The sequence below is a fragment of the Rheinheimera sp. UJ63 genome (assembly GCF_021568285.1).
Classification (GTDB): domain Bacteria; phylum Pseudomonadota; class Gammaproteobacteria; order Enterobacterales; family Alteromonadaceae; genus Alishewanella; species Alishewanella maricola.
The window spans coordinates 21,583-44,038 of sequence record NZ_JAKGTQ010000001.1 but is presented as its reverse complement, the minus strand read 5'-3'; the positions used below and the strand labels follow the sequence as shown (position 1 = coordinate 44,038).

Sequence of the window (22,456 nt, the reverse complement as noted above, 5' to 3'; positions counted from 1 at the left end):
GCTTTATGCTGTAAAAATTAGAGAGTAAAAATAAAAAAGCCACTTCAAATGAAGTGGCTTTTTAGTATCAAATTAAGATTTATTTTTTCGCTTTACGTGAAGCTAAACGTAAACCTAATAAACCTAAAGCCAAGATTGAGATACTTGCAGGTTGTGGTACTGAAAAACGAACACTACCATCATGAGAAGCGGCAAGTAATGTATTACCATTTGCATCAAACTGTAAGTTTTGAGGATTGAATGGTATATCTCTTAAGCCACCTTTAACTGTTTGTGATAGCTCAAAAAAGATTGGAGAATCTAAAGCTGCCCACTGACCAAGTGTTTTGGTACCATTACCTGGGCTGGTTAAGGTGAAACCGGCACCAGCTGCAGTGCTAATAGAAGTAGGATCAATTGTTCCTTTAAATACCTGCTGTACTTGCCCAAAAGCAGTAACCGGGCCACCTGAAACTAGGTCAAGGTTAAAAAGAGGGTGAAAAATTCTGTTAGCAGACGTACCTGGAGCAAAACCGGTAGTCGCTGAGTATGATAGAAGTCCAAACTTAATTTCACCTGAAGTGTAAATAAAGTTTGAAGCAGCGCTTGAATATGTACCCATCAGATTGTTGAACTGAAAAGTAAATACATAACTGCTGTTATAATTTATTGGAGCAGGAGAACCATCAGGCGCAAAACCATTAATAAAATTGGAACCAATAATACCAAATCCAGTTGATCCAGTAGAAGACAAAGGTGTAGCTGCGGAGTTAAAACCATTAGCTCCCCAACCACCAAATGAGCGAATAGTGTCACCATCGCTTAAAGTGCCGCTTCCATCAGCGTCAAAAACTAAAGATTGTGAGTTATAAGTGAAGTTCATTGTATCGTTAACAGTTGGGCCATCAACATTGTTGGAATTTGGTGCTGCTGAACCACCAGTACCACTAAAATCCCAAGTAATAATAGATGCGGCTTGTGCAGTCGCTATTGATGCGGCAAGTAAGCCTACTGCTAAAATTGTCTTTTTCATTTTGTCTGTCCTTTGGGTTGTAAAATGTAGTTACAGTAAATGATGCATACAGCGTGCCAATAAAAAAATCTATATAAATCAATGCCTGTTTTTTGAAAATTGTTTTATGTGTAAAAAAAGCTGACACTTTAAACCGTTAAAGTTATTTTTCTTCTTATTAAGGTCAGTCGCAGCTACGCATTAAAGTGTACTAATTAACGTTTTTTTAGACGCAGCGTTGTCTATTTTCAATAATCCGTCGCCTCGTTATCACGTTAGGTTTCACTCATAACTTTAGTTATCTTGAATTACGCGAAGGCCTGAAACCGACAAAGAATGCACTTATAAAGCTAAATATGGCAAGAAGCTTATGATGGTTTATAGAGCGTGATTGTTAAAGGTAAGAAAAGTGGGTAACACACAGTGTCGTCACCCACAGGTGTAGTTAAATTAAAGATTTTAACTGATTATGTCTAGTCGTTTGAGACGGCGTTTTCGGCTGCACAGAATTAAGAACTTCTGCCGCCTTTACCTTCTGATTTAGTTTTATTAGTGCTTCAACATAATTAAGCTGTACTTCAGCGTGTTCAGGTCTAATGACTAACGATTTTTCAAAAAGGTCAGCAGCCTCTTGATATTTTCCTTGTAGCTGCATGATCTTACCGTAGGTATCGATAATATCCGGATGTTGAGGAAGAATGGCCAATGCTTTTTCAGCATAAGGTTGAGCTTCAGCAGCAAAACCGGATGTTGCTAAAACCCAAGCATAGTTATTTAGAACTGCTGGATCTTCGGGTTGTGCTTTAGCAATAGACTCATAAACCTCTCTCGCTTTATTCGAGTCTACTTCTGTAAGTAGGCTGCCATAAAAGCTGTAAAGCTGCTGATTGTCATTACCGTGCTCTGCAAAGTGTTTTTCCAAAAATTTAACGGCTTTGTCAAACGAGTCTGTTTGAGCAATCGTCTCTGCCATGGCTTGGGCAGTTAACACGCTCGGCTCTTTATCATAGGCTTTTTGTAAGCTGGCTAAACCCAACCTCGCTTGGCCTGCAGCTAGCTCCACTCGACCTTTTTGCAGTAACACTCTTGGTTGATTAGCAACCTCTTGAGAGAGTTTAGTGTAGGTTTCAAGTGCTTCTTTAGGGTTATTAAGTTCAGAGAGTAATGCAAATTTTGCCAACAATAATCTTTGATCTGTTGGTGAGTTTTGTAATTGTTTTTCAGTTACTTGTAGTGCATCTTTAAATTTACCAGATATCGACAGTACATTAGCGTAAGCTAAGGCAGCCTGTTGATCTCTTTCGTCTTGTTTATACCAACGTTCAGTCAGAGCCAGAGCTTGCGGAAGCTGCTGCTGCGCGGCATATGCATTTGCTAAAGCCAAGTAAGCGGATGGCCCTAAATTTTCCGATTTACTTACCTTGTCTTCTAATAGCTGCACCGTAGCAGAATGGAGGCCTTCTTGCTGGTAGATGTTTAATACGAGTAGTAATAACTCTTGATTTTCAGGATAAGCTTTTTGTGTTTCTTGTAATGTTGTAATAAAAGGCGTGACATCTTGCGAGAGTCCTTTATTGATCCGGTATATGCTTGTTAATGCAGGCACATAATCAGCTTTAATTTTGATTGTTTTATTTAACAACTCTAACGCTTTATCAGAATCAGCATTTTGTTGCGCAACAGCGGCTTGCAGATAAATGGTAAAGGGGTTTTCTACATCAGCAGCTTCAGCTTTAATTAGTAGTTGTTCTGCCTCATTCTGCTTACCTGTCATCATCGCAGCAAGTGCTTTTAAATTATAACCAGCATTAGTGGTTTCTGGTTGCAATAACCATTCGTCACCTAATGCTGAGGCTTTATCAAACTGCTGTTGACGAATATAACTTGCCGCTAAAATTAAACGCGCGTCATGTCTGCTTGGGTCTAAAATCAAGGCTTGTTCTAAATCATTAATTGCTGATTCAGTTTGATCTGGGAAGCCCAATTTAAGCTGTCCCAGTTGGGTAAGAGCTTGGCTATTTTTATTTAAACCAGCGTCTTCAATTTTTCTGATGATGTCGTTGGCAAGTGTTGCTTCGCCTGATCTCATTAATTGAAAGGCAGTGGATGCAGCAAGAGAAAGATCATCTTCGGTGAGTGTTTGGCTGGTAAGTGACTTTGCTGCTTGAGTGAACTCGCCAGCTTGCAATTGTAAAGCGGTAAATAAACGTTGCGCTGGAGGGAAAATGCTTAATTGGTCTTGAACACTGGTTAAATGAGCCAGTGCTTGACTATTTAAACCTAGCTCATAATTGACTAATCCAGCGAGGATTCTGCTTGATGCTGTATTAAAGCGGCTAGTAATGGCCGTATCTATATGTTCTTTCGCTAAGGTAAAGTCCTTTTTTTCATAGGCAATCATAGCTTTTAAATAGTTAGTTAGGCCATGCGTTGGAGCAAAACGTAATATTAATGCTAATTGTTCATTGGCTTTGTCGGCTTGTTGCAGCGATAAATGTACTTGCGCCACAATAAGGCGTGTGCGCAGCGAGCTTGGTACTTGTTTTAAATAGGCGTAAAAATCTTCTAAAGCGGCTTCACGCTGTTGCAAGTTAGACTTTAACTGCGCTTTCATTAGTAACATTTCTAACGCAATTGGGGATTCTTCGTTAAAGCTCTCTAAAAGAGTGAGCGCTTCTTGGGGCTCATTATTACGAATACTCAACACGGCTTGTGCCATGGTTTGTAGATCCGCTTCCTCTGCATTTACTAATTGGTCAAAGGTTGTAAGTGCATTTTCTGGCGTACCCATCTCAATGTTAGCTGATGCTTGATAGAAGCTAAGGTAGCGCTGTAAAGAGTCACTAAGCCCTGATTCTTCAGTAAAGTAATTTAAAACAGCTTGGTAGTTTTCACTTCGATAAAACGATTGAATTAAATCTAAACCCATGTCATTAATAGATAAACCGTTTTCAATGGCTTTTCCGAACTCTTTTTCTGCAGAAGAAAAATCACCACTCTGCATATACATACGGCCCAGTAAAACTCGGTAATCGGCATTTTCCGGTGCTCCTGCCACCGCAGACTTGAGCGAAATGATAGCTTCATTATAACGTTGCTGTGATGCCAACTCAGTAGCAGCAGCAAAATGCTCATCGGGTGTTTTGCCTCCACAGCCAGTGAGCATTAAACTCAGTAATATTGCGGCAGATAAACACGTTTTTTTCATGTGAACATTCTCCTTTGCTCAAAGACCTCGTATTAATAGTTATTATTTTAATAAAAGGTTGAGGGGTTTTTAGATAGAACCAGTGTGTTCTTCGGTGAGATTCTTTTTACCCATCATATTGCCCACAGAGCAAAAATCAAGCATGATAACTTTAAAACAGAAAATAGAACGCTTTTAAAGCGGCAAGCCTAGGACGGGTGATGTTTACTAACAAACAATCTATTCATTTGCCTGTCAGTATGCCGCCACAACTTATGGTGGTTATTGATACTGAAGAAGAGTTTAACTGGAATGAATTTCCGGATCGGAAAAAAACGTCAGTAGCGCACTTAAATCAGCTTGATAGGGTTCAAAGCATTTTTGACGAATATGGGATTAAACCCTGTTATGTCGTTGATTACCCCATTGCTTCTGATAAACAAAATAATAAATCTTTAAGAGATATTTTTGCAGCAGGCCGCTGTGAAATTGGCGCGCATTTACATCCTTGGGTTACCCCGCCTTTATCCGAAGAATTATCCATAGCCAATATGTACCCCGGTAATCTGTCGGCTGAGTTAGAGTATGCAAAACTCGTCGCTTTAGTTGCTAAAATTGAAGAGACTTTTTTATTTAAACCCTCAGTGTATAAAGCAGGGCGTTATGGCTTTGGGCCAAATACACAAGCGATCATTACCCAGTTAGGGTTTGAGATAGACGTTTCTGTATGCCCTGTATTTGATCATCGTGCTGATGGCGGCCCAGATTACCGTGCTTATAATTCTGAGCCGTTTTGGTTTGGTAACCAATTGTTAGAATTGCCCGTTACTGTTGCTCTCACTGGCTGGGCTAGAGGCTTGGCTGACCCTTTATTTAGAAATGCGCAGCGTTTAAAAAAAATAAAAGGTCCCGGTATCTTATCTAAATTAGGTGCCGTTGATCGTCTGGTATTATCACCCGAAGGGTACACCCCAGCAGAGCACAAAAAGCTTACTCAAGAACTATTGACACGTGGTACACGCTTATTCATATGGAGCTTTCATAGCCCAAATGTTGAAGTGGGCCATACACCCTATGTGCAAAATGAAAGAGAACTGCAGCAATTTTTAGACAGCTTTCGGCGTTATTTTGATTATTTCTTTGGGGAACTAGCCGGTACTGCAACCAGCCCATGCCAGTTTAAAAAGTTAATTGAGAAATAAGAATAAAGGTTTTAGGTATTTCACCTTTAGATAAATTTGCAATTATCTCTATCGTCATTGATTGTGAAATTGTATTGGCTGTAGGCCAATATCGCCTTTTTAGAGTGAAACCACTAGATGGTTATCCTCGGTTTTTCCTCGGTTAGCCTTGTAAGCAGAACTGGATTTCACCGGCCTTAGAATAACGTAATTTGATGAAGTTGCTTATGCGTTTATGACGAATGATAGTGAAGCCAAGGCTATTCACAGTAACTTACAAGAAGAAAAAGCCTTTATCGAGCGTTTTGCACCTAAGGCTTAAGGTGCAACCAACTATTCAAAGAGCCTATTTTGGCCCAGAATATTCTGATGCTGAGTCACTTGATGCTTTAGATGCTGAAGGCCTTAAAGCTGAACGCCCGGAAAATCTTGCTGAAGAAGTTGCTTTATTAATTAATAACGTAAAGGCGGTAGCAGGTTTTAATGGAATGCGGGCCGCGGGCTTTAGGTAATCGCTCAATCATATATTATGACGGTGAGTCGGAAGTTAATCAATGACTCAATAAACGTCTTGAACGTGCCGAGCTGTCTTTTGCTCTAGTCACTTAAATGAAGCGCGTGAGCAGTGTTTCAAAACATTAAGAGTGCAGAACATGCAGCAGAGCTTGTAACGGTAACTTTTGACTGCACTGATTTTATCCGGCAAACTTGTCTTGCGGTTTTTCATGTTGATGGTTCGGCCAGACCGAAACTTATGAAATGCGAAAATAATCAGGGATATTACGATATTCTAAAACAATCTTAAAAATTAAGCGGGATTCCGAGTTTGATTAATACTAGCTTTAATATGGTTGAAGAGCATATTGTAAATAGCCCATCGGACGTAGTTCGTGCCTTCTTTAATAGCAATCTTGACGATCTAGTGTTGGGTCCTTATTCAGTCAAGCATCCACAATCAGCTAATTGACGCATGCTTCAGTTATCACATTATGAATTGACCGATATCACGGCTTTAGCCCGAGATTGGCAATTGCTTGAGCGAAAAGCTCAGACCAGTTTCTTTTTGTCCTGGAATTGGATAGGTACCTGGCTTGAAATCTTCAGACCGTCGGTGATAGTGGTAAAAGCGGTTCGCCAAAATGGAAGTCTTTGTGGGTTGGGTTTAATCTCTCAAAAAGTTGAAAAACGCCATGGAGTGCTACACGCGAGAACGCTTCTACTTCATCAGACTGGCCATTGGGATCAAGATCAGATCTGGATTGAATACAATGGTTTTTTAACCGATCAACAAGATAGCCTACTAATCGAACAGCAGTTCATTCAATATTTGTGTTCGGAATACCCCCACTGGGATGAATTGGTACTCGGAGGCATTGAAGAGAATAAAGCATTACAATTAAATCTTGCTTCGCGACTTTATATGCATGAACGTTGGTCCGCGCCATGCTTTGGAGTTGATATGAAGCATTTAAGGTTTGAAAATATCTCATATCTGGCGTCACTGACTCAAAATACTCGTTATCAAATTCGCCGCTCTGAGCGAATGTATCAGCAATTCGGTGAATTAACTTTACGTCGGCCCGCAAGTCAAACCGAAGCGCTGTCATTTTTTCAGCGAATTGGGCAATTGCACATGAGACGATGGGGCAGTGCTTTACATCAGAGTGGTTTTGCCAATCCACAATTTGTGAGTTTTCATCAAAGCTTGATAAGGCTTTGTTGGGAGCATAAACAAGTGGATCTGGTGGCGCTCTATGCTGGTGAGCATCATATTGCTACTTTTTATAATTTTTTTTACCTCAATAAAGTATTTTTTTATCTTAGTGGTATCGAGCAGATATCTGATAACAAGGAAAAACCAGGTTTACTGGGGCATAGTTATTGTATTCAACAATATCTGGATCATGGTTATGATTTTTATGATTTTATGGGGGGCAGCGAGCGCTATAAATCACAGCTTGGTAATTGGCATAGCCGGCTCGTTCAAGTCTCAATGCAACGGCCGCGTTTGAAATTAAAACTGGAACGGGCTGGACGTTGGGTCAAAAATTGTCTTCTGAGATCTGCAATATCAAAAGGTTATCCCCATGATTGAATGGCTGCAACAAGAAAACCCTGCATTGCAACAGGAACTGGATGAGCTGGTTCGCAAACTGCCTGGTCAAAGTCCATATTTACTCAGCAGTTGGCGTAATGCTGTCCAGCAAAGTTACGGATTTTCTCCGGGCGTGCTTGTCTGGCGTGAGCAAAACGAAATTCGCGGTTTTTTACCTTATTGTTGTGTTCGTGATATTCTGGGACGTTGTGCTTTTGTTTCATTGCCTTATTGTGATGTGGGTGGCCCTGTTGCTATCAATGCAGAAATTGCTGAAGCGCTTGTAGGTTTCTTTGCAGTGCATGTTTGCACACAGAAACCAAAAGGCGGCGAAGTTCGACAGCAACAAGTCCAACAGCAAAACAGGCAAGAAAACCAAAAAAATAATGCAGCTGAGAGAAATGAAAGCTTTTTGAGTGGAAAAAAAGTGAATATGCAGCTGTGTTTGCCAGATAACGAATCTGCTTTATTGACAGCTTTTTCTGCTAAGCTCCGCAGTCAAATCAAAAAGGCCAGTAAAAATGGCCTCACTGCCAAGGTGCTTACCGATGCTAGCGGGCTGGAAGACTTCTACAAGGTTTACAGTCAGAATATGCACCGTTTGGGTTCACCTGCGCATAGTAAAGCTTGGTTTGCCGCTGTTTTGCAACACTATCAAGCCAACAATGAAGCCATTTTGGCTTTAGTTTGTTTGGATAAACAAGTGGTGGGGGCTGCCATCGTTTTATTATGCAACGAAGAAGCGGTAATCCCTTGGGCATCAACCATTGCTGAATTTAACTCATTGGCGCCGAATATGTTGTTGTACTGGTCTGTGCAAGCTTGGTTGTGTCAGAATGGCGTGCGTCGGTTTAATTTTGGCCGTTCAACCTACGGTGAAGGTACATATAAGTTTAAAAAACAATGGGGAGCTGTGCCGGAGCTGCTGTTATGGCAACGTTTTAACTCAGCAGGGCAAGTTACAGAACAAATTAGTGTCGCTGCGCCAGGCAAACTTCGAACCCTAGCAGAACAGATTTGGCGTACGCTTCCAGAGCCCTGGATGACTTCACTGGGTAGCCGTTTACGCAGGTATATCACATTATGACCTTGATCCTGATATTGACTGTAATTTGCTTATTGATCCCGCTTTATGTCTATTGTGGCTATCCGTTGTTACTCTGGCTGTTAAGCCGGCTAAAACCTGCGTTACCGGAGCCTGCCTTTGACAGGACAAAAAAAGTCACACTGGTAGTGTCTTGCTATAATGAAGCAGGCGTCATCGCAGAAAAATTAGAAAACGCTTTAGCACTGGATTACCCCAAGGAATTGTTAGACATTTTGGTGTTGTCGGATGGCTCAGACGATGATACCGATACCATTGTTAAAAGCTTCGCCGACCACGGTGTGCGCTTATTGCGGCAAGAAGGGCGACTTGGCAAAACCATGGGCCTGAATATGGCACTGGAGCACACAGATGCCGATTATGTGGTGTTTTCCGATGCCAATGCCATGTATCAAATTGATGCAATTTTGCAGTTGGTCAGATTTTTTCAGTTGCCCGAAGTTGGCTATGTGGTTGGCGCAGCCTTGTATACTGATGGTAAAGACAATGCTGCGGCTGCCAACGAAGATTTGTACTGGCGTTATGAGTTAAAGTTAAAACTGTGGGAATCGAGGTTGCATTCGGTGGTCGGTGGAGATGGTGCGATTTATGCCATTCGACGTAGTCTATGGCAACCGTTGCAACAAAAAGACATTAACGACTTTGTAAATCCGTTGCAGATCGTCGCACAAGGCTATCGCGGAATTTTCACACCGACGGCACGCTGTTATGAAGAAACCGCAGGTGACTTTACCAAAGAGGCCAAGCGCAAAGAGCGCATCGTCAACCGTAGTGTCCGCGGTTTGATGCGAGTGAAAGCGGTCATGAACCCCTTTTATAACGGTTGGTTTAGTTTTGAAGTGATTTCTCACAAGTTATTACGCTGGTTATTACCCTATTTTGCTTGTATCGGCTTGGTCGGCAGCGCCTTCTTAGCTGCGCAGCAACAAATTTTGTTTCAATTGGTCATTGCGGGTGCTTTGCTGGTGTTCATTGCTGCTACTATCGGCGGTTTTCGCCGTAGCTCTCCGTCGCTAGCGATTTGGTTTGCCATGCCGTATTACCTTTTAATGGTCAACTATTTCGCGATGCGTGGAGTTGTCAAAGCTTTGCAGGGACAGACTCAGGTTACCTGGAGCAGTGTGCGGCCTTCCAACCAGGTACGAGTTATACCGACTGAGTCTGGTTTGCCAGGTTTAATCGTTGTCGTTATTTTATTCACCATTTGCCTGATGTGGCCATATGTCTAAGTTTGCGCTGCTATTTCTACTTATGTTTTTTGGCTGCTTGATCGGAGCTTTTTTTAGTTCCCCTTTGTATGCTGTAATTCTTTATAAATTGGTTTATTTTATGAACCCGGAATCACGATGGTGGGGTGCTGGCATTCCGAGTATTGGGTATTCTTTTATTACTGTAATGGTAATGATATTTTCACTTTTAATCCATTATTCGAGGTTGTCGGAAAAAACACGGTGGCGTGAACAACCAGTATTTAAATGGATTGTCATCTTACTTCTCATCTACTATTTTACAGGTTTTTTTGCAGTACTTACCTCTATACATTATCAGTTTTGCTTCGAGTTTCTTAAGTTGGTTGTCATATTGTTTGTTGTTTATAAGATAATAGATAGGCAGTCTATCTTTGATGCAGTCATTTGGGCTTATATTATTGGCGCTGCTTATATAGGCTACTATGCAGGCTTTGTAGGGAGAAATAGTGCTGGCCGTGTTGAAGGCATAGGGATGATTGACACAGGTGGTGATTCGAATCTAACAGCTGCAGCTCTTGTTCCGGCAGTAGTTATGCTTTTGTATTACGTGTGGTTGGGGAGCCTGAAGGTCAGATTGCTGAGTGTAGTATGTGCCGCATTTGTCGTAAATGGTCTTATTTTAATTAATAGTCGTGGTGCATTTATTGGTTGTGTGGTTGGGGCAAGCATATTCTTAAGCTACATGATTTTTTCTAAGTGGCAAAAAAAGGGCCAGCGAGGGACGGCTGTTGCTATAATATTATTCGGGTTAGTCGGAGCATTTTCTCTTACGGACGCTTCTTTTTGGGCTCGAATGTCAACACTAAAAGTTATCGAGGATGGTGGTACTAGTGGATCTCATCGTATTGATTTTTGGCTGGCAACTTTTGATGTAATGCGAGATCATCCGTTGGGAGTGGGCATCAGTGGCTTCGAAGCAGTTAGTCAATCCTACTTACCTGAATCCTATTTTGTAACCCTTGATGCAAAAGCAGTACATTCGAGTTGGTTTCAGCTTTTAGCTGAAGCTGGCTGGGTTGGATTGGTCTGTTTTGGTTTACTTCTTGTTTCGCTATTTCGGTTGTTACGTCTGACTAAAAAGTATTTGTTAGAACATCAGCTCACAGAAAGATATTTTCATGTATTGTCCCTCGAGGCCGCACTTTTAGGTTATTTTGCAGCGGCGACGTTTATTAATCGTATAAGAGCTCCCGCACTTTGGTGGTGCATTCTGTTCTTGATGATTGCTACAAATATTTACTATTTACAATACAAAAACGGCCACAAAAAAATTGAAATTCTCAATGATGAGATCAAAAGAAAACGGAGTTAATCTTATGCGTCAACTGCGAGTCCTTCAATTTATAACGCCATCAGGCTTCTATGGTGCTGAGCGCTGGGTGCTGGCGGTGGCCAATAATACCGACAGTACCGAGATGATATGTGATCTGGCCGTCACTCAAGAAAGTGAAACGCAGGATTTAACGGTTGCAAAATTATACCCGCGCGAGAAGGGCGAAGTGCATTATTTACCGATGAGCGGCCGCTTTGATTTAAGAGTGGTCGACAAATTAGTCGAAGTGATAAAACAACGTCAAATTGATGTGATCCACACGCATGGCTATAAATCTGATATTCTTGGCGTTTTGGCCGCGAAAAAAGCTGGTATTTGTGTGGTTGCGACGCCACATGGTTTCTCTAATAACATCCCATTGAAACTGCGGCTGTTTATCCGGCTGGGCTTATTTGCTATCCGCTTCGCCGACAAAGTTGCACCTTTATCGCAGCAACTGATTGAAGACATTGTCGCGGCTGGTGTGCGTCGCGACAAAATCCAGTTTATTGAAAATGGTGTCGACCTGACTGAGCTTGAGACCTACCGCAAATTACTGCCTGCTGAAACTAGAACTAATGCAACCAATGAGATTTCGGCTCCGCACTTTGGCTATATCGGTCAGTTGATTGCGCGTAAGGGCATCGCCGATATGATCCGTGCTTTTAACGAGGTATACAGTCGCTATCCGGATGCAAAGTTGACTTTAATTGGCGATGGTGAACAGCGCAGTGAACTGGAAGCTTTGGCGCAAAGCCTGCCTTGTAACAGTGCGATCAGCTTTCTCGGCTTTCGGCAGGACCGTCTGCAGTTATCGCAGCAGTTTGACGTGTTTCTGATGACGTCATCACTCGAAGGCATTCCGCGTTGTCTGATGGAAGCGATGATTGTTGGTAGTCCGGTGGTGGCGTATGACATTCCTGGCGTTGACCAACTCATTATCGATGGGCATACCGGTTTGCTGGCGCCTTTGGGCGACTGGCAGCAGTTAGCAGTGCGCTGTGAACAGTTAGTAAAAGATCTGGCACTGTATCAGCAAATTGCTGTGGCCGGCCGCGCTTTGGTCGACCAGCGTTTTTCTGCCAAACGCATGACTGATGAATACGTCACGCTGTTCCGCCAGCTGCTGGCACTTAAGGGATAACAGAGGCAATTATGTGCGGCATTGCAGGATTTATTCGTGGGACACAGTTTACCGGTCAAGAACCGGAGCAACTATTGCAACAAATGGGCAATGCCATCCGCCACCGTGGACCGGATGCGGCCTCTACTTGGTGGGACCAGGGCATTGCATTGGTACACCGCCGGCTTAGCATTATCGATTTGTCTGACGCTGGCACCCAGCCGATTCACTCACCATGCGGACGTTATGTCATTGTTTTTAATGGCGAGATTTATAACTACCAAGAACTGCGTCAGGCACTTGAAGCACAGGGCGAACAGTTCTCCAGCCAAACCGACACCGAGGTATTATTACGCCTGGTTATGCGGGAGGGCGAGCGGGCACTGGATAAGTTAAACGGTATGTTTGCTTTTGTGGTCTGGGATAAAACCGAGCAAAGCTTGTTTGCTGCCCGGGACCGGTTGGGTAAAAAGCCGTTATATCTGTATCAGCGTGGCGACGAGCTGGCGTTTGCTTCAGAAATTAAAGCAATTCTGACATTGCCAGGCGTAGAGCGCCTTATTAGACCAGACGCTGCGAAGGATTTTTTCTTTTATCAGTATGTGCCAGACCCGAAAACGATTTTTGCCGATATTGTGAAATTGCCGCCCGGACATTGGTTAAAACGTGACAGACACGGCAACATGCAGCAACAACGTTACTGGCAGCTTAGTTTTAAACAGCAAATTAGTGGCACGGAGCAACAAATTGCCAGTGAATTGCGTGAGCTGATTGATGATGCGACCCGTATCCGCTTAGCCAGTGACGTCCCGCTTGGGGCTTTTTTATCCGGCGGCATCGATTCCAGCGCCGTAGTAGGCATGATGGCAAAACACAGTAAAGGGCCAGTAACAACCTGTGCCATCGGTTTTGGCGACGAAAAGTTTGATGAAGTCCATTTTGCCCGGAAGGTTGCAGCGCAATTTAACACTGACCACCACGAATTTACGGTAAAAGAATCGGTGTCGGCGAATTTTGCCCAAATCAGCAGTTATTTTGATGAACCTTTTGCTGATCCTTCCTATATTCCCACTTTTTTTGTCGCCAAATTAGCCCGCCAGGCCGTAACGGTTGCGTTAGCCGGTGATGGCGGTGACGAAAGCTTTGCCGGCTATAGCAAGTACAATGTTGACCAGACCGAGCAGCGTCTGCGTGGTATGTTCCCCAAAACGCTGCGCAGCAGTGTTTTTCCGCCACTTGCCAATCTCAGTAAATTGTTTGGCCGCACTTTTAACAGTATTTACGGCCGTAAAGCAAATTCGTTGTTGCGCACGCTCGCAATGGAGCCGGATCAGGGATTTTTTGTCACCAATTCATTTTTCCACCCGGACCTTTGGCAGCAACTAGCGCATGGCGATTTTGCCCGCGATACGCGTGACTACGACCCAGCAGCAATGACCTGCCAGAAATATCACGAAGCACCGGCCGACGATCATCTGTCAAAGGTGCTGTATACCGACATTCACAGTTACCTGCCGGGCGATATTCTGGTCAAAGTCGACCGCATGACCATGGCAAATTCACTGGAGGCGAGGGCGCCACTACTGGATTACCGCGTGGTCGAGTATGCCGCCAGTATTCCGTCTGCGTTGAAACTGCATGGCCAGGAGAAAAAATATATCCTGAAAAAAAGCTTCGAAGGCTTTTTGACCGACGAAACCTTATACCGGAAAAAAATGGGCTTCTCAGTGCCGCTAGCACTATGGCTTAAAACCGAGTTAAAGCCGTTTGCAGAGCAGGCATTTAGCCAAACGGATGGTGGGCTCGCGCAACTGTTTCATCTGCCGCGCATTCAGCAATTGTGGCAACAACATTTACAGGGTCAACATCAGCACACGCAGGAATTATGGAGCCTGCTGGTTTTTTCGCAGTGGTGGGACCTCTACATTGCGGAGTTGCCACTGACACAACCAGTCGCTACGTGCGCAAGTTCCTCTGAAACAATAGCAATAGGCACGCCGGCATGAAGAAGCTGCGTATTTTACATGTCACCTTTGATATGGCTATTGGCGGCACCGAGCAGGTGATTCGGCAACTGGTTTTGAATTTACCGGCCGCCGAATTTGACAACGAGATTTTCTGTATCGACGGTAAGATTGGTGCGATCGGTGAGCAGTTACAGCAGCAGGGTATTCGCATTCATCAGGCGTCACGCAAAGGTGGGCTTGATTTTGTCCTGATAAAAACGCTGCGTCAGATCTTATTTAACGGTGAATTTGACGTCGTACACTGTCATCAATACACGCCTTGGGTTTATGGCTGGTTCGCGGCCTGGGGCTGTAAAGCCAAAGTTGTGTTTACTGAACATGGTCGGTTTTTCCCGGACCGCTCCCGTGGTAAAGCTATACCACTGAACGTGCTAATGGCGCTTACAACCTCTGCCATTAGTGCAATTTCTGCCGCTACCCGTGATGCGCTAGCACGCTATGAATGGGTTCCAAAGACACTGGTGCAAGTGGTGTACAACGGCATTCAGCCATTGACAGTTGAAATGTCAAAGGTCTCTGAGCTGAGGTCTAAACTTGGATTAACTGACGACCTGCTTGTTCTGGGAACTATCGCCAGACTAGATCCGGTTAAAAACCAAGCGATGATGCTGCATGCTTTTGCATTGGTACAAACTGAATTCCCTAACTCCAGATTGCTGATAGTGGGTGATGGGCCTTCCCGTCAGGAGCTTGAACAACTGACTTTGGAGCTTGGATTAAAAGAACTCGTTATTTTCACGGGGTTTATTAACGAACCGGTTTCGTACTTGCAATTAATGGATATTTATTTACTCAGTTCATTGACTGAAGGGACTTCTATGACACTGCTCGAGGCAATGAATCTAGGTAAACCCTGTGTGGTTACCTCTGTTGGAGGAAACCCAGAGATTGTTATCGATAAGGTCTCTGGATATGTAACACCGTCTAACGATCCTGGCAGTTTTGCAAACGCGATCAAAAAATTGCTCTCGGATACCAATGAAAGAAATATTTTTGGAGTAAAAGGAAGAAATATATTCTACGAATATTTTTCTATAGAAAGAATGACGGTTCGGTATAAAGAGATCTACACTAAGGGCTTTTGACTATATTTAAAGCAGTATTTTTGATTTACTGGATTTACAATGTATTTATCAATAATTTTGAATCTAAGTTTTCAATAAAGGTTGTGTCATGATAATTTCACTGAGTAAGTGCTGGGCCTTGTTTAATGTTTAACAATTTACTTAAAGGTGCTGCTTGGTCGGTAGGTCTTGCTTGGCTTTCACGGTTTATTGGATTATTTAGTGTTATAATTGTAGCGCGAATTCTGACGCCTGAGGACTATGGGATAGTTGCGATCGCCATGATTGTAATGCATTTTATCCAGAATTTATCTTCTGCCGGTACATCTCAATATTTAATACAAAAAACCAATCTAGATGCGGATGATATTAGAACTTCGTGGACGTTGCTTATATTGTTTCGGGCTTTCTATTGTGCTGCTTTATTTTTAGCGAGTGGGCAGCTTTCCATCTACTTCAATGAGCCTCGGTTAGAACCTGTGTTTCAAGTCCTTTCTATTGTTCCAATGTTTGATGCAGTAAAAAATATAGGGTTATTTTTGGAAGAGAAAAAAATAAACTATAGACCTGTATTTATGTTGGGTCTTTCAAGGAAGGTTATCGGTTTCGCTGTATCAGTCACATTGGCATTAAATGGTTTTAATTATTGGTCCTTAATTTACGGAGAAGTTATCGGTTGTGTTGTATTTGCGTTGTGTAGCTACATTTATCTCCCTGTTGAACGGAACTACCTTAAGCCAACACTTGTGAATGTAAAGTTTCAATTTAGCTTTTATAGTTGGTCATTTTTACAAGTTTTCATAGGTTTTACGAAATCGAAAATCGATGGTTTGCTTATGGCAAAATATGTTGGGAGTTCAGGTATGGGGGAATACCACTTAAGCTCCAGCTTAGCAGATATGCCGTCGAATGAGCTTGCTACTCCCATAACTCGTCCTTTGTATGCAGGCCTGGCACAGCACGAATCAGATTCGCCTCAACAGATTCAACTTGCGTACAAGTCTTTGGCTGCTATGTCTCTGATTGTATTCTTTTTATCGCTATTGCTGGCGTCAACTTCTGAAGAGATTGTTTCAATACTGCTTGGAGAAAAGTGGAGTGCTATTCCTGCTGTTGTATCAATACTCAGTACAGCATATGCTTTGTATGCTTCGGGTACGATACTCCAAAGGCTGCTTACAGTACAAGCCAAAGTTAAATTGGTTTTTTATCTAGATTGCATCTCTTTCATAGTTATCTTTGCCATTATTGGATATGCCGCGATTGAATTTAAAACGCTACTGGCGATATCATATGGACGATTGTTATCATCTTCGATAGTCCTTTTTATTACGATAGGATTCACAGCGCAATATACAAAAATGCGTTTTTTGTTGGCCCTACAAGCAACTCTGCCAAGCTTGGTCGTCGGAGTACTGTCTTATTTTGTTACCTGTTATGTCTTTACTTTTATTGATGCTTTCGTCTTTATTATTCTGATCACTAAGTTTGTTTTATATACAATAATTTTTATGCTTGGGATGTATGCATGGTCGTATTTTAGACGCTTTCAAAATTATGAGTTGTTTTTTGTTAGTAATATGTGGTTGTTTGCACTCAAAAAAGTTAATAAAGGAAGATGAAAATGCTGTCTAGTATAGTGAATAAATTCAATTTTAAAAGATTCGACTGGTCAACTCGTCACGTACTTCACCTTCCTCAACTTAATACAGATCCGGACGGAAAGTTTTCGGTTTTAAGTATGTTATGTAAGCGAGATCTTTATCAATATCTGGTTGCCATTCGTTCTTTATTTCAATACGCAAAGCCAAAGCACGTCATTATTGTTAATGATGGGTCTTTAGGCACACCTGAGATTGCGAAGATTATTAATGCATGCCCATCAGCCAAAATTGTTCCAATTCAAAACTACCGGGTAGAAGGATTGCCATGTGGAGGCTGTTGGGAAAGAATTGTCGCTGTCAGCGAGTTTTCAAAGCACGAATATATCGTACAAATGGATGCAGATACTTTGTTTATGAGCACACCAGTCGAAATGATCGATGCTATTGCTCAGAATAGATCATTTGCACTGCCAACTGACAGCGGTACAGTGGTAAAAACCGCAGCTGAATGCTTAGCTTTTGCAGAGAAACGTAAAGGCGAAGGTGTCTCCCATATTCAAATAGATGCAGAGGCTAGTTTGGGAATTATGGGCGATGTGCAAATGGTTAAATACATCAGGGCTTGCGCTGGTTTCGCCGGATACGCTCCAGGTACATTAACTTTACAAAAATTGCTAGAAGTTTCAACTAAATATCACGCCTTATTCGGAGACCGCTGGTATGATTGGGGGACTGAGCAATTTGCTTCGAATTATATCCTGGCTAATGACGATTCGGTATTTGTTTTACCCATTGCAAAATATGACTCTGTAGATAAATTTAAAGCAGAACTTGTATTTGTTCATTTTATTGGATGCTTTAGGTTTGATAAGGGAATTTATGTTAATTCTGCACAGAGACTCATTAATTTATGGAAAATCTAAATAGCAAATTCAGGTCAGAAATCTTGGTCGGATGATTTTTAACCAAAAGATGTTCATTCCCTGTCTCTCAAGGATTAAGAAAGAAAGGTAAATACCGAAAATATAAGGTTAATTAGTCTCGACTTGAAAAATGTTATTGATCTGACACATCGCTTTGAAAAGAAGAAAGTTACCAGTTTTGATTGTGGGTGATGCAGGTCTGTTAGTGCAGGCCTGCAGATTTAGAAGAGAGCCCTGATCTTCCATTTAGAAAGTGGGTTATTCAGGGGCGACTAACTCGGTGGCATGGATGCATCGCTTACAATGTAATAGCCCTAACATGAAGGCTTTATTATGCATAAAAACCCTTAACCGCTGAAACTACGCTCAGCACCTCTGCCACTTCTATACCATAAAAAAGTGGTAACCGTAGTAGTCTTTCACTGTGTGCGGTGGTGATAATGTCCTCTCCGTAAAAGCGGCCAAACTGTAATCCAGCTTTTGCGCTATGTAAGGGCACATAATGGAACACGGCACCTATTTCGGCTTCTCTCAAAGCAGAAATCAACGCTGTGCGTTCCTCAAGGTTTTTACATTTTAGATAAAACATATGGCCATTATTAGTGGCAAAATCGGGAATGTGGGGCAGTTCTATCAATCCATCATCTGCCAGCTGAGTAAGTTGATGTCTATATAGTTCACAACTGGCACGTCGGTTATCGTTTATTGTTTTTAATTCCAGCAGTTGACCGTATAAGTAGGCAGCCTGTATTTCTGAGGGCAAATAACTTGAGCCTATGTCAACCCAGGAATACTTGTCTACACTGCCGCGAAAAAACTGATTTCTGTTGGTGCCCTTTTCACGAATAATTTCTGCCCGTTGAAACATTGCCACATCATTGATAAGTAAGGCTCCGCCTTCTCCCCCACTGGTAATATTTTTAGTTTCATGAAAACTAAAAGTTCCCAGATGCCCTATGGTGCCGAGGGGCTTGCCCTTATAAAAACTATCTATCGCCTGGGCAGCATCTTCTACTACAAATAAGTTGTGTTTCTCAGCCAAGCCCATAATTGTGCCCATGTCGCAGGCAACCCCAGCATAATGCACCGGCACTATGGCTTTAGTTTGGGGCGTAATAGCTGCTGCAATGCACTCTGGGTCGATATTCATGGTATCAGCCTTTACATCCACAAACACTATTTTGGCCCCGCGCAGCGCAAAGGCATTGGCGGTAGAGACAAAAGTATAGCTTGGCATGATCACTTCATCACCGGCTTGCAAGTTAAGTAGTAGGGCAGCCATCTCCAGTGCTGCAGTGCAGGAAGGCGTAAGCAATACTTTTTGACAGCCAGTTAATTGCTTGAGCTGTTCTTCGGCCTTTTTGGCAAAGGGCCCATCACCGCACAGTTTTCGCGATTCAATAGCCTGTTGTATAAAGCCCTGTTCGTTGCCAACCACTGGCGCGCGGTTAAATGGGATCATGGTCTGTCTCCTAATCTTTCTTTTTGATAACGTCCATCCTGCACACTTTTACACCAGTTTAAGTTATCCAGGTACCACAACACTGTTTTACGTATACCCGATTCGAAGGTTTCCTGAGGTTGCCAGCCAAGTTCACGTTCAATTTTGCTGGCATCTATGGCATAGCGCAGATCATGGCCTGGTCGGTCTTTAACAAAATGTACCAGATCGCGATAAGCATCTAGTCCTTCAGGTTTTACTGGCTGTAATTCTTCTAATAAATCGCAAATGGTATAAACCACATCAATATTGGCTTTTTCATTAAAGCCACCAATGTTATAGGTTTCTCCCGTCACGCCCATCGTGGCAACTTTATATAAAGCCCGGGCATGATCTTCAACATACAGCCAATCGCGTATCTGTTGACCGTCGCCGTATACAGGCAGGGGTTTCCTCTCAAGGGCATTTAAAATAATCAGCGGAATAAGCTTTTCGGGGAAATGAAACGGGCCGTAATTGTTTGAGCAGTTTGTGATAACTACAGGTAGACCATAGGTTCTATTCCAGGCTCTAACCAAGTGATCAGAAGCAGCTTTGCTGGCCGAATAGGGTGAACTGGGCTGATAGCCGCTTTGTTCGCTAAATAAACCAGTTGGCCCCAAATCACCATAGACTTCATCGGTTGAAATATGCTGGAAACGAAAAGCGGATTTTCTTTCATCATTTAATGACTGCCAATAATCTCGGGCGACTTCCAGCAGAGTAAAGGTACCAACCACATTAGTTTGAATAAACTCAGCGGGGCCGTCAATGGAGCGATCCACATGACTTTCAGCTGCCAAATGCATGACCAAGTCAGGTTGTTCCTGGAAAAAAAGTTCAGTTAATCCGGCTCTATCACAAATATCTTGTTTGACAAAACGATAGCGCTGCGACGCTTCTATTGAACGCAAAGACTGCAAATTACCGGCGTAGGTTAATTTGTCCAGATTCACCACTGAGTGACTGGTTTCATTGATAAGAAATCTGATCAAAGCCGAACCAATAAATCCGGCACCACCGGTTACTAATATCTTTTGCACAAATAATTCCTTTTACTATTCAATTAGACTGTATAGCCCTGACTCAGCACTATAATGCCGGCAACGATTAGCCCGGTACCTGTAATTTTATACAAGTTTAATGTTTCTCCAAATAAAAACACTGAAAAAAACATAACTATAACAAACGCTGAACTCATAAAAGGGTAGGCAAAACTCAAAGAAAATTTTGTCATCGCCGCCATCCAGAATAAAGAAGCTAAAAAAGCTGACACAAAACCGCTTAGAATAAATGGGTCGAACATGATCAGTTTGATTAACTCAAAAACCTTGTCAAATAGACCATCCGGCAAGGGCTGCTGCTGGTTCATGCGCCACTTTAAGACCAGTTGTCCATAAACGGTAAACAGTACGCACCCAAGAATATAAAGATAACCCATCGCTTACTTCTCTAAATTAAGTCGTGTATCTATAATAAACAGGGGTCTGTTTTTAGTTTCATCGAATGTCTTTGCTACATATACACCAACAAAACCAAGGGTTGCAAGTATCATTCCTCCCAGCAACCACACCGAAATAATAAGACTCGTCCAACCATCCACTTTAATTTCTCCAAAAAACCAATTAAAGAAAACAAAAATAGCATATAAAAATGAAATAAAAGAAATGGTAAAACCGGCTTTAATCACCATCCATAGTGGCTTATCACTAAATGACAAAACGATATCTATAGCTAGCGCCATTCGCTTTGCAAAGGTATAGGATGAGGTACCACTGTGTCTGTCATTATGGGCTATTTCAAGATATGCACTGTTAAATCCAACCCATCGGGAGTGAACTGGCAGAAGCCGCGATCTCTCTGTTAAGACTGACATTTCAGCTACTACTTTTTTACTATAAATACCAAAATTACCGACACTTGAGTCTTGCTGAGTACCTGTCATATAACTTAAAAATTTATAGAATAAAAAGGAAGTTACTCTTTCCAAAATTGAGTGTTTTCGTGCAATACGCTTCACCAAAACCTTTTCGTAACCTTCTTTGGCTTTTGCATATAAACCGGGGATTTCTTCCGGTGGATCTTGTAAATCACAATCCATAATCACCACATAATCGGCTTGTGTATTTCTCATGCCGGCCAGAATAGCATAATGCTGGCCGAAATTTTTTGAAAATCGTATGCCCTTTACTGATGGCTCGGCAGCACAAATACCTTCTATAATTTCCCAGGAGCCTTTTGGGCAATGATCCTCAACAAGCAATATTTCATATGAGCTGGTTATTTTTTTTAAGTTTTCAATAAGCCGCCGACAAAGTTCTTGCAACGACTCTGGACAACCATATACAGGTACAACTACAGCAATCTTATCCATTATTTTTCCAGCAGTGATAGATGAATTTATGTTCAATCTCTGATAAGCCGAGGGATTGATAAAAGCCACAGGCCTTAATATTTGCCCGTTGAGTAGGAATAGCTACCTTTTCTATGTTTTTACCTTTCATCTCTGTAGCAAATCGCGATAATAGGTTCCGACCAATACCTTTACCCCGGCTATGCTTGTCAACTGCAAGCAATCCAATTTGAGCGACACCAGCCCTAATTGAAGACGTTAGCAAACCAACTGCTTTTCCATCATAGGCAATATAATAGTCATCAGCATATTCTTTCGACAATGATTTACTTATCCAGGTTGAATATAAAGTGTTAAATGCCTCATGTGGTAATTTTTGATCCAAATAAAAACGTGAAAACTCGCCACTTTGAAATGCCAAATTTTCCAATACAGAGAAATCTTCTGGTTTAAACGTATTTGCAATAACAGGCACAGTGGAATCCGTACTAATAAGATTTTCAATAGCACCCGAAAAGACAATCTTCTCGTCACAATAACTTATTTCTAATACCTGCTTGTTTTGTAGAAATTCTGTTTCAATTGGTTGACTGGAGATTATATAAAGTAGATCAAACGCCGTTTTTTGAATTACTTCAATTGCTTCTGAAATTGAGATGCCTGTTGTTAACTCTAACAACTTCACATCTAACGAAAACAAATGACTGTCAAATGCCCGTGGCGTTATGTCAACTTGAGTAATCAATTAAAATAATCCCTTG

18 protein-coding genes and 1 pseudogene are annotated in these 22,456 nt (G+C 42.1%); 12 read left to right on the top strand and 7 right to left on the bottom strand.

From position 1 onward, the window contains the following. Nucleotides 1-79: 79 nt before the first annotated feature. Nucleotides 80-1,012, bottom strand: a complete 933-nt coding sequence (locus L1N97_RS00210) for a hypothetical protein (protein WP_236128463.1) — start codon at nt 1,010-1,012, stop codon at nt 80-82. 424 nt (nt 1,013-1,436) lie between these two features. Continuing rightward, nucleotides 1,437-4,199, bottom strand: a complete 2,763-nt coding sequence (gene prsT, locus L1N97_RS00205) for an XrtA/PEP-CTERM system TPR-repeat protein PrsT (RefSeq protein WP_268964480.1) — start codon at nt 4,197-4,199, stop codon at nt 1,437-1,439. Nucleotides 4,200-4,399: 200 nt separating this feature from the next. Between prsT and L1N97_RS00200 the strand changes: the two genes are divergently transcribed. From L1N97_RS00200 to L1N97_RS00150, 12 genes and pseudogenes are all read left to right on the top strand, one after another. Continuing rightward, nucleotides 4,400-5,380: a polysaccharide deacetylase family protein gene (locus L1N97_RS00200; protein WP_236128461.1), complete on the top strand. Its 981-nt coding sequence runs from the start codon at nt 4,400-4,402 to the stop codon at nt 5,378-5,380. Nucleotides 5,381-5,682: 302 nt separating this feature from the next. Continuing rightward, the gene (locus L1N97_RS00195; RefSeq protein ID WP_236128460.1) at nt 5,683-5,871 is read left to right on the top strand and encodes a hypothetical protein; all 189 of its coding nucleotides are present in this window, start codon (nt 5,683-5,685) and stop codon (nt 5,869-5,871) included. A 113-nt stretch (nt 5,872-5,984) separates the two neighbouring features. Continuing rightward, a pseudogene (locus L1N97_RS17055) lies at nt 5,985-6,326 on the top strand (carbamoyltransferase C-terminal domain-containing protein). Nucleotides 6,327-6,329: 3 nt separating this feature from the next. Beyond that, complete coding sequence (locus L1N97_RS00190; RefSeq protein ID WP_236128459.1) at nt 6,330-7,454, top strand: GNAT family N-acetyltransferase; 1,125 nt, start codon at nt 6,330-6,332, stop codon at nt 7,452-7,454. Continuing rightward, nucleotides 7,447-8,541: a GNAT family N-acetyltransferase gene (locus L1N97_RS00185; protein WP_236128458.1), complete on the top strand. Its 1,095-nt coding sequence runs from the start codon at nt 7,447-7,449 to the stop codon at nt 8,539-8,541. Before L1N97_RS00190 ends, L1N97_RS00185 begins: the two co-directional genes overlap by 8 nt. After that, the gene (locus tag L1N97_RS00180; protein ID WP_236128457.1) at nt 8,538-9,788 is read left to right on the top strand and encodes a glycosyltransferase family 2 protein; all 1,251 of its coding nucleotides are present in this window, start codon (nt 8,538-8,540) and stop codon (nt 9,786-9,788) included. Before L1N97_RS00185 ends, L1N97_RS00180 begins: the two co-directional genes overlap by 4 nt. Next, nucleotides 9,781-11,121 carry an O-antigen ligase family protein gene (locus L1N97_RS00175; RefSeq protein ID WP_236128456.1) on the top strand — a complete coding sequence of 447 codons (1,341 nt, stop codon included), beginning with the start codon at nt 9,781-9,783 and terminating at the stop codon, nt 11,119-11,121. The genes L1N97_RS00180 and L1N97_RS00175 overlap by 8 nt, the downstream gene beginning before the upstream one ends. Before the next feature lie 4 nt (nt 11,122-11,125). Beyond that, nucleotides 11,126-12,265: a glycosyltransferase gene (locus L1N97_RS00170; RefSeq protein WP_236128455.1), complete on the top strand. Its 1,140-nt coding sequence runs from the start codon at nt 11,126-11,128 to the stop codon at nt 12,263-12,265. Nucleotides 12,266-12,276: 11 nt separating this feature from the next. Then, nucleotides 12,277-14,250 carry an asparagine synthase (glutamine-hydrolyzing) gene (gene asnB / locus L1N97_RS00165; RefSeq protein ID WP_236128454.1) on the top strand — a complete coding sequence of 658 codons (1,974 nt, stop codon included), beginning with the start codon at nt 12,277-12,279 and terminating at the stop codon, nt 14,248-14,250. Beyond that, nucleotides 14,247-15,356: a glycosyltransferase gene (locus L1N97_RS00160; RefSeq protein WP_236128453.1), complete on the top strand. Its 1,110-nt coding sequence runs from the start codon at nt 14,247-14,249 to the stop codon at nt 15,354-15,356. The genes asnB and L1N97_RS00160 overlap by 4 nt, the downstream gene beginning before the upstream one ends. Nucleotides 15,357-15,481: 125 nt before the next feature. After that, nucleotides 15,482-16,957 carry an oligosaccharide flippase family protein gene (locus L1N97_RS00155; RefSeq protein ID WP_236128452.1) on the top strand — a complete coding sequence of 492 codons (1,476 nt, stop codon included), beginning with the start codon at nt 15,482-15,484 and terminating at the stop codon, nt 16,955-16,957. 2 nt (nt 16,958-16,959) lie between these two features. Continuing rightward, complete coding sequence (locus L1N97_RS00150; protein WP_236128451.1) at nt 16,960-17,862, top strand: hypothetical protein; 903 nt, start codon at nt 16,960-16,962, stop codon at nt 17,860-17,862. Nucleotides 17,863-18,193: 331 nt separating this feature from the next. Here L1N97_RS00150 and rffA read toward each other — a convergent pair whose 3' ends face one another. Genes rffA through L1N97_RS00125 form a run of 5 tightly spaced genes read right to left on the bottom strand, consistent with a single transcriptional unit; the run spans nt 18,194 to nt 22,440 of the window. Beyond that, nucleotides 18,194-19,324 (bottom strand): dTDP-4-amino-4,6-dideoxygalactose transaminase, encoded by a 1,131-nt coding sequence (gene rffA, locus L1N97_RS00145; protein WP_236128450.1) that lies wholly within the window; start codon nt 19,322-19,324, stop codon nt 18,194-18,196. Then, complete coding sequence (gene rfbB / locus L1N97_RS00140) at nt 19,321-20,385, bottom strand: dTDP-glucose 4,6-dehydratase (RefSeq protein WP_236128449.1); 1,065 nt, start codon at nt 20,383-20,385, stop codon at nt 19,321-19,323. The genes rffA and rfbB overlap by 4 nt, the downstream gene beginning before the upstream one ends. Before the next feature lie 23 nt (nt 20,386-20,408). Then, nucleotides 20,409-20,783 (bottom strand): EamA family transporter, encoded by a 375-nt coding sequence (locus L1N97_RS00135; protein ID WP_236128448.1) that lies wholly within the window; start codon nt 20,781-20,783, stop codon nt 20,409-20,411. Nucleotides 20,784-20,786: 3 nt separating this feature from the next. Then, nucleotides 20,787-21,716, bottom strand: coding sequence for a glycosyltransferase family 2 protein (locus tag L1N97_RS00130; protein ID WP_236128447.1), 930 nt, complete (start codon nt 21,714-21,716; stop codon nt 20,787-20,789). Beyond that, the gene (locus tag L1N97_RS00125) at nt 21,709-22,440 is read right to left on the bottom strand and encodes a GNAT family N-acetyltransferase (protein WP_236128446.1); all 732 of its coding nucleotides are present in this window, start codon (nt 22,438-22,440) and stop codon (nt 21,709-21,711) included. The genes L1N97_RS00130 and L1N97_RS00125 overlap by 8 nt, the downstream gene beginning before the upstream one ends. Between the last annotated feature and the right edge of the window lie 16 nt (nt 22,441-22,456).

Coding starts and splice junctions, on each gene's coding strand:
- L1N97_RS00210 (WP_236128463.1), bottom strand. CDS start 1,012: ATGAAAAAGACAATTTTAGCAGTAGGCTTACTTGCCGCATCAATAGCG.
- prsT (WP_268964480.1), bottom strand. CDS start 4,199: ATGAAAAAAACGTGTTTATCTGCCGCAATATTACTGAGTTTAATGCTC.
- L1N97_RS00200 (WP_236128461.1), top strand. CDS start 4,400: ATGTTTACTAACAAACAATCTATTCATTTGCCTGTCAGTATGCCGCCA.
- L1N97_RS00190 (WP_236128459.1), top strand. CDS start 6,330: ATGCTTCAGTTATCACATTATGAATTGACCGATATCACGGCTTTAGCC.
- L1N97_RS00185 (WP_236128458.1), top strand. CDS start 7,447: ATGATTGAATGGCTGCAACAAGAAAACCCTGCATTGCAACAGGAACTG.
- L1N97_RS00180 (WP_236128457.1), top strand. CDS start 8,538: ATGACCTTGATCCTGATATTGACTGTAATTTGCTTATTGATCCCGCTT.
- L1N97_RS00175 (WP_236128456.1), top strand. CDS start 9,781: ATGTCTAAGTTTGCGCTGCTATTTCTACTTATGTTTTTTGGCTGCTTG.
- L1N97_RS00170 (WP_236128455.1), top strand. CDS start 11,126: ATGCGTCAACTGCGAGTCCTTCAATTTATAACGCCATCAGGCTTCTAT.
- asnB (WP_236128454.1), top strand. CDS start 12,277: ATGTGCGGCATTGCAGGATTTATTCGTGGGACACAGTTTACCGGTCAA.
- L1N97_RS00160 (WP_236128453.1), top strand. CDS start 14,247: ATGAAGAAGCTGCGTATTTTACATGTCACCTTTGATATGGCTATTGGC.
- L1N97_RS00155 (WP_236128452.1), top strand. CDS start 15,482: ATGTTTAACAATTTACTTAAAGGTGCTGCTTGGTCGGTAGGTCTTGCT.
- L1N97_RS00150 (WP_236128451.1), top strand. CDS start 16,960: ATGCTGTCTAGTATAGTGAATAAATTCAATTTTAAAAGATTCGACTGG.
- rffA (WP_236128450.1), bottom strand. CDS start 19,324: ATGATCCCATTTAACCGCGCGCCAGTGGTTGGCAACGAACAGGGCTTT.
- L1N97_RS00135 (WP_236128448.1), bottom strand. CDS start 20,783: ATGGGTTATCTTTATATTCTTGGGTGCGTACTGTTTACCGTTTATGGA.
- L1N97_RS00130 (WP_236128447.1), bottom strand. CDS start 21,716: ATGGATAAGATTGCTGTAGTTGTACCTGTATATGGTTGTCCAGAGTCG.